Below are 13,715 nucleotides of genomic sequence, written 5' to 3'. Positions count from 1 at the left end.
GTACGGGACAATCGGAGGCACCCGTCCCGCCGTCTCCCACCCCACCCCGTGCGAGCCCCGCGGGTGCCCTGTTGTTCCGAACCACGCGGAGGAACCGTGTCCGGATTCGTCGAGAAGCCCGAGCCGATCCAGGTTCCGGGTCTGGTGCATCTGCACACCGGAAAGGTGCGCGAGCTGTACCGGAACGAGGCGGGTGACCTCGTGATGGTCGCCAGTGACCGCATCTCCGCCTACGACTGGGTGCTGCCGACCGAGATCCCGGACAAGGGCAGGGTCCTCACCCAGCTCTCCCTGTGGTGGTTCGACCAGCTCACCGACCTGGTCCCGCACCACGTCCTGAGCACCGGACTGCCCGCGGGGGCCCCCGCCGACTGGGAGGGCCGCACCCTCGTCTGCAAGTCGCTGCGGATGGCCCCCGTGGAGTGCGTGGCCCGCGGCTACCTCACCGGTTCGGGCCTCGCCGAGTACCGGGAGTCCCGTACGGTCTGCGGCCTGGCCCTTCCCGAGGGGCTGGTGGACGGGTCGGAGCTGCCCGGTCCGATCTTCACCCCGGCCACCAAGGCCGCCGTCGGCGAGCACGACGAGAACGTCTCCTACGAGGAGGTCGCCCGCCAGGTCGGCGCCGAGACCGCGGCACGGCTGCGGCAGGCCACCCTCGCCGCGTACACCCGGGCCCGCGACATCGCCCGGGAACGGGGCATCATCCTCGCAGACACCAAGTTCGAGTTCGGCTTCGACGGCGACACGCTGGTGCTGGCGGACGAGGTGCTCACCCCGGACTCCTCCCGCTTCTGGCCGGCCGACCGGTGGGAGCCGGGCCGCGCGCAGCCCTCGTACGACAAGCAGTACGTGCGGGACTGGCTGACCTCCGCCGAGTCGGGCTGGGACCGCGGGGGCGAGCAGCCCCCGCCGGCGCTGCCGCAGCACGTCGTGGACGCGACCCGGGCGAAGTACGTGGAGGCGTACGAGCGTCTGACGGGCCTCGGCTGGAGCTGAGGCCCGGAGCCCGGCACCCGGCCTGAGGACCGGGGCCCGGAGCCGGGGTTCCAGGCCCGGGGCCCGAGACCTGCCCCCCGGGGTCCGGCCGTGTGCCGGGCCCCGCTCCGGGGCCCTCGCACCGGACGGGCCGTCCGCGCGGCGCACCGGGTGCGCACGAAGAAGACCCCGGTCCGAGGGACCGGGGTCTTTCCACTGCCGAGCGGACGACGAGGTTCGAACTCGCGACCTCAACCTTGGCAAGGTTGCGCTCTACCAACTGAGCTACGTCCGCGTGCGCCGTGGCGCGAGAGCAACTATACCCAACCCCGCTCGCGCGCGAGCCGCACCGCGGCGTGACGGTTCTCCGCACCGAGCTTCGTGGCGGCGGACGACAGGTAGTTCCGCACGGTCCCCTGGGACAGCGCGGCCCGTTCCGCGATCTCCGCCACGGGAGCCCCGTCGGCCGCGAGTTCCAGCACCTCGGCCTCACGCGCGGTCAGCGGCGAGTCACCGGCGGCGATCGCGTCGGCCGCCAACTCGGGATCCACGTAACGGTTTCCCGCGTGCACGGTGCGGATGATCTCGGCGAGGTGCTGCGCGCTGACGGTCTTGGGGACGAAGCCGCGCACCCCCGCCGCGAGGGCCCGCTTCAGATGCCCGGGACGCCCGTGACTGGTCACGATCAGCACGCGGCAGCCGGGGAGTTCCGTCCGCAGGGATGTGGCGACCTTCACACCGTCGGCGCCGGGCATCTGCAGATCGAGCACGGCGACGTCGGGGACGTGGGCCCGCGCCATCGCCAGGGCCTCCGGGCCGGAGGCCGCCTCGGCGACGACCAGGAGGTCGTCCTCCAGGGACAGCAGGGTGGCGAGCGCCCCCCGGATCAGGTGCTCGTCGTCGGCGAGCAGCAGCCGGACGGGCGGGCGCGGTGCCGGCGTCACCGGGTGACCCCGTTTCCGGATCCCGCCGGACGGGAGGCCGCCGCCGCGGACGCGGTCCCCCGGGCCGAGGGGTCGGGGGGATCGTCCCCGGACGCCGCCGCTCCCGGACCCGACGGCACCTCGGCCGTCAGCAGGAACCGTCCGTCCCCGGCCGGCCCGGCCCGCAGCGTGCCGCCGATCTCCGCCAGCCGCTCGCGCAGGCCGATGAGGCCGGAGCCCCGGCCCGGCCCGCCGGCGCCGTCCGGCGCCCCGTCGTTCTCCACCGTCAGCACCACGTGCCCCTCCCGCACCCGTACCTCCACCGCGCACCAGCGCGGGTCTCCGTGCCGCAGCACGTTGGTCGCCGCCTCCCGTACCACCCAGCCCAGCGCGGACTGGGTCTGCGCGGGGAGCGCGACCGCGGGGCCGGTGACCGTGCAGTCGATGCCGGCCGCGGTCAGCACCCCCTTCGCGCCCGCGAGTTCGCCGCTCAGGTCGGCCTCGCGGTAGCCGCGTACGACCTCGCGCACCTCCCGCTGGGTCTCGTGCGCCAGCCGCTGCACCTCGACCATCTGCGCCACCGCCTCCGGCCGTTCGCGCTGGGCCAGCTGGACGGCCAGCTCGCTCTTCAGCGCGATCACGGCGAGGTTGCGGCCCATCACGTCGTGCAGGTCCCGGCCGAAGCGCAGCCGTTCCTCCGCGACGGCGAGCCGGGTACGGGTCTCACGCGCTTCGTCGAGTTCGTGGACGACGTTGAGCAGCCAGAGCGAGAGGACGTAGGTGAGGGTGAAGAACCCGGCGGCGAGCAGCACCATCACCACGGCGGTCAGCGCCACGGCGCCGAGGGCGCCGCAGACGAGGGCCACCAGTCCCGAGCCCGCCGCGAAGCCCGGCACCACGGCGAGCGCCCACCGGCGGTTCCGCATGCCGAGCGTGAACGTCCCCGCGCCGAAGGCCATGACGAGCGTGAACGTCCCGAAGGCGCCCTCGTCGACGTTCCGGTCCGTTCCGCCGAGGCTGCCGGGCCCGGTGACCACGAGGGCCGCCGCCGCGACGGCCACGGTGCTGGTTCCGAGGATCCACAGCGACCGCGTCGGCCTGGTCCGCTGCCCGCGGTGCCAGTCCAGCGACCGCGAGGCGAACACACCGCAGAGCGCGCAGTGCCCGGCGACGAGGAGGATCAGCAGGACCGTCGGGCCCGGCTCATCCGACCCGCTCCGCTCGCCCCGCGCCAGGTCTGCGAGCAGCGGCCCGCCGGCCACCGAGAACTCGACCACCATCATGAAGTGGAACGACCACCGGGTGTACGCCTCCACCTTCGCCAGGGTGCTCTTGCGCCGCCACCAGCGACCCGGACCGCGGATGTCCTTGCCCGGCCTGCCCATGTCTTCGCCCGCCTCGCTCCCCGGGCCGCCCTCACGCCCGCGTCCTCCCGTGCCCGCGCGTTCCCGTCCTCGCGTGCTCCCGTGCCCGTGCACTCCCGTGCCCGGGTGCCTCAGCGCCGCGGTTCCCAGCGGAACCACCGGCGTACGGCGAACGCCGCCAGCAGCACCCAGGCCACACCGGCCGCCACGGCGAACAGGGTCTCGGAGCCCGACAGGTTGCCCGTGAAGCCGCCGCGCAGCAGGGTCATGGCGGGGGTGAGGGGCAGCAGTTCGCAGAAGGAGGCCAGCCGGTCGGGCAGCACCTCCAGCGGAACCATCATCCCGGAGCCCAGCATCGAGACCATGAGCACCGGCATCGCGGTGACCTGCGCGCTCTCGGTGGTCCGGGTGAAGCCCGCGGTGACGGCGGCGAGCGCCGCGCACAGCACCAGGCCCAGCAGCAGCCCCAGCACGGACAGGTGGACGGCCTCCGGCGCGGCCACGTCCAGCAGCAGCGCGCAGCCCGCCGCCAGCAGCAGCGACTGCACCAGCCCGGTCGCGAGGGACGGCAGCGAGGCCCCGCACAGGATCTCGACGTCCCGCAGCTCGCCGGTGCGCAGCCGCTTCAGCACCAGTTCCTCGCGCCGGGTGACGAAGACGCCGACGAGCGACGAGTAGACGGCGAACAGCAGCGAGAAACCGATCGCGCCGGGCAGGATCACCGCGCCGAGGCTCAGTCCCACCTCGTCGAGGTCCATCTTGTCGGCCGCCGAGTACAGGCTGAGCGGCAGCACCAGCGGCACGAACAGCGCGGCGAAGAGCGTGCCCCTGCTGCGCCCCAGCAGCGTCAACTCCGCGCGGGCGAGGGCCCGCATGCGTCCGGCGGGGGTGCTGGCCGCGGTGTTGCGTCCGCTCCCCGCCCCGGCCGCTCCTGCGGCCGGCGCCTCGGTGGTGTCGGTGGTGTCGGTGGTGCGGTTCGTATCGGTCTTGTCGGCCGTGGGGGCCGCGCCGGCCGTCTCGCTCATGCCGCGTACTCCTTTCCGGTGGTGGTGTTCTTCCCCTGCTCGGGGAGGTCGTGTGCGGAGGCCTCGCGGGCTATGCCGAGGAACGCCTCCTCCAGCGACGCCGAGCGCACGTCCAGGCCCTTCAGCTCCACGCCGGTCCGCTCGGCCCACACCAGCAGGCGGGTGGCGGCCCGTTGCAGCTCCCGGGTGTGCAGCCGGACGGTCCGCCCGTCCAGCTCGTGCCCGGTCACGCCCAGCTCGTCGAGCGGGGGCAGGTCGCCGGGGAAGTAGCCCGTGGGCAGTTCGAAGGTGATCCGGGACGGCTGCGCGGCGGTCACCTCGGCGGGCGTGCCGGTGGCGGCGATGCGCCCCTTGTGCATGATCGCGAGGCGGTCGGCCAGTGACTCGGCCTCTTCCAGGTAGTGGGTGGTCAGCAGCACGGTGGTGCCGTTGTCGCGCAGGGCCCGCACCAGTCGCCAGGTGTCCCGCCGCCCTTCGGCGTCCAGCCCGGTCGTCGGCTCGTCGAGGAACAGCACCTCGGGGTCGCCGAGCAGCGCGAGGGCCAGGTCGAGGCGGCGCCGCTCACCCCCGGACAGCTGCTTGACCCGCACGTCGTCCTTGCCGGCCAGGCCGACCAGCGGCAGGACCTCCTGCGGGGGGCGGGCGCCGCTGACGGAGCCGGCCCACATCCGCGCGGTCTCCCGCACGGTCAGGTCGGAGGGGAAGCCTCCTTCCTGGAGCATCACACCGGTGCGGGGCCGCACCGCGGCGCGCTCGGTGTACGGATCACGCCCGAAGATCCTGACCTGCCCGCCGGACGGCACCGCGAGGCCCTCCAGCAGTTCGACGGTGGAGGTCTTGCCCGCGCCGTTGGTGCCGAGCAGGGCGAAGACCTCTCCGCGCCGGGCGGAGAAACTGACCCCGCGCACGGCCTCGAACCCGCCCCCGTACACACGGCGCAGGTCGGTGACCTCAATCACGTGTTCGTTCAGTTGCATGGCTCGATCATCCCGGTCGTGCCGGCGGGGCGGCAGTGCGCCCCGTCATCGGCGCGCATGACAAATGTCAGAAGCCCGTCCGGGCCCGGAACACGGGGTCCGGGGCACGGGAGGCGGAGGGGGCGGCGCACAGCGGGAGAGACCACGGGCGCACGAAAAGACCCCGGTCCGATGGACCGGGGTCTGATTCCCGAGCGGACGACGAGGTTCGAACTCGCGACCTCAACCTTGGCAAGGTTGCGCTCTACCAACTGAGCTACGTCCGCATTGCTCCCGACCGGCTTTCACCGATCGGTGCGAGCACCAGCCTACCCGATCGAGTGGACTGATCGGTACGGCTACGCAGAGCGGGTGACAGGAATTGCACACTGCGCCTTCCCCCTGGAAGGGGGATGTTCTACTACTGAACTACACCCGCATGTACTCCGTGGGCCGGACCTTTCGGCCTTGCCCCTCGGCGTGCTCCAGACTCTAGCTGATCAATGGGGGTGCTGCGCAAGTCGGCTGCTGGAGGGGGCCGGTGGCCGGGAGTCCCGGCGGTGGGCGCCGGTCGCGGACGCCGGTCACGGGTGCCGGTCGCCGGCGTCCCCGCCCCGTCGCGCCGCCCGTGCCCGGGCCGGCCGGGGCCGGTCCCGCGGCGGCCGCGACCCGTCCGTCCGGTCGCTCCCGCGCGTGAGCCGGTCCCACGGCGCCCGGCCGCCCGACCCGTGGCCGGCCGGCCGCTCGCGGGTCCCCTCACCGCGCCGCCGCGAACGCCTCGTAGACCCGCTTGGGGATCCGCCCCCGGGTGGGGACGTCCATCTGGTTCGACTGGGCCCAGGCGCGCACGGCCGCCGGGTCCGGGGCGACCTCCGTCTGCCGGTACGCCCGCCCCGAACGGGAACGCTTGCGGCCGGCCTCCACGTAGGGCGCGAGCGCCTTCCGCAGTCCGTCGGCGTTGACCTTGTTGAGGTCGATCTCGTACGACTTGCCGTCGAGTCCGAAGGCGATCGTTTCCGCCGCTTCCGAGCCGTCGATGTCGTCGAAGAGAGTGACCACGACCTTCTGCGCCACGAATATCGGTCCCTTCGTGCGACACCTCTGCGGTGACGTCCGCGATGACGTGCCGGAGCGTCGCTGAGATGTCGGCTGTCCGCCTGTAATCGGGCAAAGTATCTGCTAATGACAATTCATTTGTACAGTGCCCGGCATTGCATTGTGAAGCCCGACTAAATCTGTCCGCGTGTCCGGTGCGCAATAGCGATACGAGACAGAACGCGGATCTTTCCCGGATCTTTTCCCGGAGGCGCCCCCGGGGTGCCGAATCGTGATCGCGGTCACGTAGATTCCTCCAACGCTACTCGCGTAGAAATTTTGTACGGGTAGTCTGAAGGAACCTGCTCAGCACCACACACCGGGAGTGCCAGTGGCACGCGTCGTAGTCGACGTCATGCTCAAGCCGGAGATCCTCGACCCCCAGGGCCAGGCGGTGCAGCGCGCACTGCCGCGGCTGGGATTCGAAGGGATCTCGGACGTCCGCCAGGGAAAGCGATTCGAACTGGAAGTTGACGGGCCGGTCGACGAGGCCGCGCTCGCCCGCATCCACGATCTTGCGGAATCCTTCCTCGCCAACACCGTGATCGAGGACTTCACCGTCAGGGTCGAGGAAGTCGCGGAGGCCGTGAAGTGACCGCTCGTATCGGCGTCGTCACTTTCCCGGGCAGCCTCGACGACCGCGACAGCCGGCGCGCGATCCGGCTCGCGGGCGCCGAGCCGGTCGCCCTGTGGCACAAGGACAAGGACCTCCACCAGGTCGACGCCGTGGTGCTCTGCGGCGGATTCTCCTACGGCGACTACCTGCGCGCCGGGGCCATCGCCCGTTTCTCGCCGGTGATGGACACCGTCATCGAGCAGGCGAAGGCGGGGCTGCCGGTCCTCGGCATCTGCAACGGCTTCCAGATCCTCACCGAGGCGCACCTGCTCCCCGGCGGCATGCTCGGCAACGACCACCTGCACTTCATCTGCCGCGACCAGAAGCTGCGGGTGGAGAACGCGGACACCGCCTGGACCGGCGACTACACCGCCGGGCAGGAGATCAGCATCCCGCTGAAGAACATGGACGGCCGCTACGTCGCCGACCGGCGCACGCTGGACGAGCTCGAGGCCGAGGGCCGGGTCGCCTTCCGCTACGTCACCGACGGCGAGGCCGCCGACGGCTACGGCAACCCCAACGGCTCGCTCAACGACATCGCCGGCATCACCAACGCGGCGGGCAACGTCGTCGGCCTGATGCCGCACCCCGAGCACGCCGTCGAGCCGCTGATCGGCACCGGCCGCACCGACGGTCTCCCGTTCTTCACCTCGATCCTCAAGAAGCTGGTCAACGCATGAGCAGGACGCCTCTGGACACGGTCGAGCACGCGGCCGGGACCCCCGACGTCGAGCTGCCCTGGGCCGAGCTCGGCCTGAAGAAGGACGAGTACGAGCGGGTGGTGGAGATCCTCGGCCGCCGCCCGACCGGCGCCGAACTCGCCATGTACTCGGTGATGTGGTCCGAGCACTGCTCGTACAAGTCCTCCAAGGTCCACCTCCGCCAGTTCGGCGAGAAGGCCCCCGAGTCCGACGCGATGCTCGTCGGCATCGGCGAGAACGCCGGCGTCGTCGACGTCGGCCAGGGCTACGCGGTGACCTTCAAGGTCGAGTCGCACAACCACCCGTCCTACGTCGAGCCCTACCAGGGCGCCGCGACCGGCGTCGGCGGCATCGTCCGCGACATCATCGCGATGGGCGCCCGCCCGGTCGCCGTCGTGGACCCGCTGCGCTTCGGCGCCGCCGACCACCCCGACACCAAGCGCGTGCTGCCCGGCGTCGTCGCCGGCATCGGCGGCTACGGCAACTGCCTGGGCCTGCCCAACATCGGCGGCGAGGTCGTCTTCGACGCCTGCTACCAGGGCAACCCGCTGGTCAACGCGGGCGCCATCGGCGTCATGCGGCACGAGGACATCCACCTCGCCAAGGCCTCCGGCGCGGGCAACAAGGTCATCCTCTACGGGGCCCGGACCGGAGGCGACGGCATCGGCGGCGCCTCCATCCTCGCCTCCGAGACCTTCGACGACGCCAAGCCCTCCAAGCGCCCCGCCGTCCAGGTCGGCGACCCCTTCCAGGAGAAGCTCCTCATCGAGTGCACCCTGGAGGCGTTCCGGGAGAAGCTGGTCGTCGGCATCCAGGACCTGGGGGCCGCGGGCCTGTCCTGCGCCACCTCCGAGCTGGCCTCCAACGGCTCCGGCGGCATGCGCGTCACCCTCGACGACGTACCGCTGCGCGACTCCACGCTCTCGCCCGAGGAGATCCTCATGAGCGAGTCCCAGGAGCGCATGTGCGCGGTGGTGGAGCCGGGGAAGGTCGACCGCTTCCTCGAGATCTGCGAGAAGTGGGACGTCATCGCCACCGTCATCGGCGAGGTCACCGACGGCGACCGCCTGGAGATCTACTGGCACGGCGGCAAGATCGTCGACGTCGACCCGCGCACCGTCGCCCACGACGGCCCGGTCTACGAGCGCCCCTACGCCCGCCCCGACTGGCAGGACGCGCTCCAGGCCGACGACGCGAACAAGCTGCCCCGGCCGCAGACGTCCGAGGAGCTCAGGGACCAGGTCCTGAAGCTCGTCGGCTCGCCCAACCAGGCCTCGAAGCAGTGGATCACCCAGCAGTACGACCACTTCGTGCAGGGCAACACGGTCCTCGCCCAGCCCGAGGACTCCGGCATGATCCGGATCGACGAGGAGACCGGCCTCGGCGTCGCCATCGCGACCGACGGCAACGGCCGGTACGCCAAGCTCGACCCGTACACGGGCGCGCAGCTCGCGCTCGCCGAGGCGTACCGGAACGTGGCGACGACCGGCGCCAAGCCCCTCGCCGTCTCCGACTGCCTGAACTTCGGCTCGCCCGAGGACCCGGCCGTCATGTGGCAGTTCGCGGAGGCCGTGCGCGGTCTGGCCGACGGCTGCCTGCAGCTCGGCACCCCGGTGACCGGCGGCAACGTCTCGCTCTACAACCAGACCGGCGAGGCCGCCATCCACCCGACCCCGGTGGTCGCGGTCCTCGGCGTCATCGACGACGTGGCGCGGCGCACGCCGGTCGCCTTCCAGGAGGAGGGGCAGCTGCTCTACCTCCTCGGCGACACCCGTGAGGAGTTCGGCGGTTCGGCCTGGTCCCAGGTCGTCCACGACCACCTCGGCGGCCTGCCGCCCGCGGTCGACCTGGAGCGCGAGCGCCTCCTCGGCGAGATCCTGATCTCCGCCTCCCGCGACGGCATGATCGACTCCGCGCACGACCTGTCCGACGGCGGTCTGGTCCAGGCCGTGGTCGAGTCGGCGCTGCTGGGCGGCAAGGGCGCGCGGCTCGTCGTGCCGGACGGGCTGGACGCGTTCACGTTCCTGTTCTCCGAGTCGGCCGGCCGCGCGGTCGTGGCCGTGCCGCGTTCGGAGGAGCTCCGCTTCACCGACATGTGCGGTGTCCGCGGCCTCCCGGCGACGCGCATCGGCGTCGTCGACGGGGACACGGTGGAACTCCAGGGCGAGTTCACGCTCACCCTCGCGGAACTGCGCGAGACCCACGAGGCGACCATCCCGGCCCTGCTGGCCTGACCGGCTCGCGCCTCCCCCGTACGGTCCTTCCCGTACGCACGAAGCCCCCGCCCCGACCAGGGCGGGGGCTTCGTGCGTGGAACGGGCCGCCGGGCGGGAGGACAGGACGGGAGGGCCGGAAGGGGTTGCAGGGAATTACGTAGTTACGTAATCTCAGAATCGTGAACCTCGAAGAACGCGTCGCCGACATCGAACGCCGGCTCGCCGCACTGGAGACGGCCGGGGCGGCGGGGACGGCGCGCCCCGACGCCCACCCGGGGGAGGGCGACTTCTGGGCACTGGAAGGGCTGAGGAACCAGCTCACCGAGCTGAAGGCGGCCGACGGCGGTGTGCTGTTCACCGGCGCGGTCCGGCTGCCGACCGGCGAGCGGTACGAGTGGCAGCACGGCGCCCTCACCGCGGGACTGCTGGACGAGGACTGGCCGGCCGCCGCCGAGCCGCTCGCCGCCCTCGGCCACCCGGTCCGGCTGCGGCTGCTCCGCGAGATCCTCGGCGGCCGGCGCACCGCCGCCGAACTCGCCGAGCTGGACGGAGTCGGCACGACCGGCCAGATCTACCACCACCTGCGCCAGCTCACCGGCGCCGGCTGGCTGCACACCACCGGCCGGGGCCGCCACGAGGTGCCGGCGGGCCGGGTCGTACCGCTGCTGGTGCTGCTGTCCGCCGCGCTGACCTGACCGCACCCACGACCACCAGGGGGAACCATGTCCGCACGCAAGATCGTCATGAGGACCTTCCGGGGTCTGCAGTGGGGCCCCGTCGCCCTGGTGACCGTCTACGTCCTCCTCGGCTGGGACTACCCGATCCTGTGGAACACGCTGCCGCTGCTCCTGGCCTACCTCTTGATCGCCGTGGTCAACCGGTGGGGCGGCGGCGCCCCGGACCACCCGCGCCGCGCGCGTGAACCGGTCGAGGTCGACCCGCCCGTGACCGGCCGCTGGTCCGCGCTGAACAGCCCGGCCGACCGCACCCCGAGCCACGGCACCCACGCCTACGGCCAGACGTACGCCATCGACGTCGTCGCCGAACCCGAGCCGGGCGCCCGCCCCGGGTTCTCCGTGCTGTGGCCGCCCGCCCGCCGCCCCGACGCCTTCCCCGCGTTCGGCGCTCCCCTGCGCGCGGTCGCCGACGCCACGGTCGTCCGCGTGTCCGACGGGCAGCGCGACCACCTCAGCCGTGCCTCGCTGCCCGGACTGCTGTACCTGATGCTCGTCGAGGGCTCGGTGCGCGAGATGAGCGGGGTCCACCGGATCGTCGGCAACCACCTGGTGCTCGACCTCGGCGACGGGATGTACGCCGCCTACGCGCACGTGCGGCGCGGCTCCTTCACCGTCCGCGAGGGCGACCGGGTGCGGGCCGGACAGGTGCTCGCCCGCTGCGGCAACTCGGGCAACTCCTCGGAGCCGCACCTGCACTTCCAGCTGATGGACGGCCCCGACCCGGACACCGCGCGGGGCGTCCCGTTCACCTGGCGCGGCGTCGGCGTCCCCCGGGGCGGCGAGGTGTTCGACGCCCCCGAACCGACGCCGGCCGCCCCCGAACCGGCACCGGCCGCCCCCGCATAGGCTGCCGCCATGCCCCCGGCCAAGAAGCGCACCCGCTCCTACGACCCCGCCAGGACCCGAGCCGCCGTACTGGCCCAGTTCGAGAACGTCCGCGCGGCCGTCCGGACCCTCACCCCCGAGCAGCTGGCGCTGCCCACCCGCCTCGGCGACTGGACCGTGCGGGACCTGGTCGCGCACCTGGCCCTGACCGCCGGGAGCGTCGGCCGGGCCCTGGAGCGGGACGCACCGGCGAAGCCCGACCTCGCCCTGCCGGACTACGCCTTCGCGACCGCCGCCCACGCCGGCGCCGTCGCCGAGGGCTCCCGGGACCTCGCCGGGGCGACCCCCGACCTCGACGCCCTGCTCACCCGCACCGGGCAGGACCTGGCCCGGCACCTCGCCGACGCCCCGCCCGCCCGCGTCCTCGCGACGCGGGCCGGCGCCATGACCCTCACCGACCTCCTGGTCACCCGTGCCGTCGAGCTCGTCGTGCACACCGACGACCTCAACGCCGCCGTGCCCGGCCTCGACGTCCCCCACGACCGCCAGGCCCTCGCCGCCTGCACCCGGATGCTGGCCGACACGCTCGCCGCGAAGGCGCCCGGCGGCTCGACGGAGGTGCGGATCCCGCCGTACGCGGTCGTCCAGTGCGTGCAGGGCCCGCGGCACACCCGGGGCACCCCGCCCAACGTCGTCGAGACCGACCCGCTGACCTGGCTCCGCCTGGCCACCGGGCGCACGACGTGGCAGGACGCGGTGGCCGGCGGCACGGTCGGCGCGAGCGGGGAGCGGGCGGACCTCGGCCCGTACCTGCCGCTGATGACATGAGGCGGCGACGGCGGCCGGCGTGAGGGGAACCGGGAACGCCCCGCCCCCGTCGAAGCGGCATGGACACGCACAGGCACCAGCAGCGCAGGCGTCGCACCGCCCTCGCGGCGGCCACCGCGGCCCTCCTCGTCCCCGTCACGGCGGCCTGCGGAAGTGAGCAGGCGGGCGCGGGAGGGAACGCCGCACGGACGACGGGCGCGGACAGCGCCACGGCCGGCACGACGCAGCGGTCCCTCACCGGCATCCGCTGGAACGTCGACAGCGTCACCGCGGACGGCACCACGCACCGCGCCACCTCCGACGCGTACATGATCCTGACCGAGGACGGCGGGGTCGAGGGCAGCTACGGCTGCAACAGCTTCCGGGGCCAGACCGTCCCCGAGGGCGACCGCGTCCGGCTCGAGGACCTCCGGAGCACCGCCGTCGCCTGCGACGGCCCGGGCAGGGAGTTCGACCACGCGCTCCTGGACGCGTTCACCGGCGACGGCCCCCGGGCCGAGATGAAGGACGGCCGCCTCACCCTCACCTCCGAGGACGGCACCACCGTCCGCTTCAGCGAGGGCGGCGGGGACACCCCCCTGCACGGCACCAGGTGGAGGATCACCTCCCCCGACGCCGCGGGCCGCGCCCACCTCACCTTCGACAAGGAGGAGGGCACCGTCTCCGGAAGCCTCGGCTGCAACAAGGTGAACGCCGGGGCCACCGTCCGCGACGGCCATATCACCGTCGGCACGCCCACCACGACCCGAATGGTGTGCGAAGACTCACTCATGAAGGCCGAGAAGCAGCTGCTGCGGTTCTTCGGCACCACGCTCGACTATCGGGTCGACCACCGGAGCATGACGCTGACCAGCGAAAACGGAGGAACCGTCAACGCCTTCGCCGCGCCCTGAGCCACGGCGGGGACCGCGTACCCAATTCGGAGCAGCACGCGGCCTCGCCTACACTCGGGGACGTGCCACGTGGTGACGGACGACTCAACCACGACCTGCTCCCCGGAGAGAAGGGCCCCCAGGACGCCTGCGGCGTCTTCGGTGTCTGGGCTCCGGGCGAAGAGGTCGCCAAGCTCACGTACTTCGGGCTCTACGCCCTCCAGCATCGGGGCCAGGAATCCGCGGGTATCGCGGTCAGCAACGGCTCCCAGATCCTCGTCTTCAAGGACATGGGCCTGGTGTCCCAGGTCTTCGACGAGACCTCGCTCGGTTCGCTCCAGGGACATATCGCGGTCGGTCACGCCCGCTACTCGACCACCGGCGCCTCCGTGTGGGAGAACGCCCAGCCCACCTTCCGCGCCACCGCGCAGGGATCGATCGCGCTCGGCCACAACGGCAACCTGGTCAACACGGCGGAACTCGCCGAACTGGTCGCCGAACTCCCCAAGGAGAACGGCCGCGCCCCCAAGGTGGCGGCCACCAACGACACCGACCTGATCACCGCCCTGCTGGCCGGCCAGC

At 72.6% G+C, this 13,715-nt stretch carries 13 protein-coding genes, 3 tRNA genes and 1 pseudogene; 9 read left to right on the top strand and 8 right to left on the bottom strand.

The window, feature by feature from the left end; translation table 11 throughout:
• The first annotated feature begins 96 nt into the window (after positions 1-96).
• On the top strand, positions 97-996 hold the full coding sequence (locus tag AOK18_RS06425; RefSeq protein ID WP_055573634.1) for a phosphoribosylaminoimidazolesuccinocarboxamide synthase: 900 nt from the start codon (positions 97-99) through the stop codon (positions 994-996).
• A gap of 201 nt (positions 997-1,197) precedes the next feature.
• Here AOK18_RS06425 and AOK18_RS06420 read toward each other — a convergent pair.
• The 8 genes from AOK18_RS06420 to AOK18_RS06385 form a co-directional block, all read right to left on the bottom strand.
• Positions 1,198-1,270, bottom strand: a tRNA-Gly gene (locus AOK18_RS06420).
• A gap of 22 nt (positions 1,271-1,292) precedes the next feature.
• Positions 1,293-1,919, bottom strand: a complete 627-nt coding sequence (locus AOK18_RS06415; protein WP_055693666.1) for a response regulator transcription factor — start codon at positions 1,917-1,919, stop codon at positions 1,293-1,295.
• Positions 1,916-3,262, bottom strand: a complete 1,347-nt coding sequence (locus AOK18_RS06410) for a sensor histidine kinase (protein WP_079104867.1) — start codon at positions 3,260-3,262, stop codon at positions 1,916-1,918. Before AOK18_RS06410 ends, AOK18_RS06415 begins: the two co-directional genes overlap by 4 nt.
• Before the next feature lie 131 nt (positions 3,263-3,393).
• On the bottom strand, positions 3,394-4,137 hold the full coding sequence (locus AOK18_RS06405) for an ABC transporter permease (protein ID WP_055693667.1): 744 nt from the start codon (positions 4,135-4,137) through the stop codon (positions 3,394-3,396).
• A 146-nt stretch (positions 4,138-4,283) separates the two neighbouring features.
• A complete protein-coding gene (locus tag AOK18_RS06400) occupies positions 4,284-5,264 on the bottom strand; it encodes an ABC transporter ATP-binding protein (RefSeq protein WP_055573632.1) in 981 nt (326 codons plus the stop codon).
• Positions 5,265-5,457: 193 nt separating this feature from the next.
• Positions 5,458-5,530 (bottom strand) — tRNA-Gly (locus AOK18_RS06395).
• A gap of 80 nt (positions 5,531-5,610) precedes the next feature.
• A tRNA-Gly gene (locus tag AOK18_RS06390) sits at positions 5,611-5,682 on the bottom strand.
• 317 nt (positions 5,683-5,999) lie between these two features.
• Entirely contained in the window at positions 6,000-6,317 is a 318-nt protein-coding gene (locus tag AOK18_RS06385; RefSeq protein WP_055573631.1) for a histone-like nucleoid-structuring protein Lsr2, read from the bottom strand.
• Positions 6,318-6,669: 352 nt separating this feature from the next.
• On the opposite strand from AOK18_RS06385, the gene purS reads away from it, so the two are divergent.
• The 8 genes and pseudogenes from purS to AOK18_RS06345 all read left to right on the top strand — a co-directional run.
• Positions 6,670-6,933, top strand: a complete 264-nt coding sequence (gene purS, locus AOK18_RS06380) for a phosphoribosylformylglycinamidine synthase subunit PurS (RefSeq protein ID WP_010045045.1) — start codon at positions 6,670-6,672, stop codon at positions 6,931-6,933.
• Positions 6,930-7,634 (top strand): phosphoribosylformylglycinamidine synthase subunit PurQ, encoded by a 705-nt coding sequence (gene purQ / locus AOK18_RS06375; RefSeq protein ID WP_055573630.1) that lies wholly within the window; start codon positions 6,930-6,932, stop codon positions 7,632-7,634. Before purS ends, purQ begins: the two co-directional genes overlap by 4 nt.
• Entirely contained in the window at positions 7,631-9,889 is a 2,259-nt protein-coding gene (gene purL / locus AOK18_RS06370; protein ID WP_055573629.1) for a phosphoribosylformylglycinamidine synthase subunit PurL, read from the top strand. The genes purQ and purL overlap by 4 nt, the downstream gene beginning before the upstream one ends.
• A gap of 161 nt (positions 9,890-10,050) precedes the next feature.
• On the top strand, positions 10,051-10,566 hold the full coding sequence (locus AOK18_RS06365) for an ArsR/SmtB family transcription factor (RefSeq protein WP_055693665.1): 516 nt from the start codon (positions 10,051-10,053) through the stop codon (positions 10,564-10,566).
• Positions 10,567-10,593: 27 nt separating this feature from the next.
• Complete coding sequence (locus AOK18_RS06360) at positions 10,594-11,454, top strand: M23 family metallopeptidase (RefSeq protein ID WP_055693664.1); 861 nt, start codon at positions 10,594-10,596, stop codon at positions 11,452-11,454.
• A gap of 9 nt (positions 11,455-11,463) precedes the next feature.
• A complete protein-coding gene (locus tag AOK18_RS06355; protein ID WP_055693663.1) occupies positions 11,464-12,261 on the top strand; it encodes a maleylpyruvate isomerase family mycothiol-dependent enzyme in 798 nt (265 codons plus the stop codon).
• Positions 12,262-12,320: 59 nt separating this feature from the next.
• Positions 12,321-13,154 (top strand): META domain-containing protein, encoded by an 834-nt coding sequence (locus AOK18_RS06350; RefSeq protein WP_055693662.1) that lies wholly within the window; start codon positions 12,321-12,323, stop codon positions 13,152-13,154.
• A 62-nt stretch (positions 13,155-13,216) separates the two neighbouring features.
• Positions 13,217-13,715, top strand: a pseudogene (locus AOK18_RS06345) (amidophosphoribosyltransferase); the annotation flags it as partial.

It is taken from the genome of Streptomyces prasinopilosus (assembly GCF_001419695.1).
GTDB classification, from domain to species: domain Bacteria; phylum Actinomycetota; class Actinomycetes; order Streptomycetales; family Streptomycetaceae; genus Streptomyces; species Streptomyces prasinopilosus.
The sequence above is the reverse complement of the archived record's forward strand: the minus strand, read 5'-3'. Positions and strand labels throughout refer to the sequence as shown.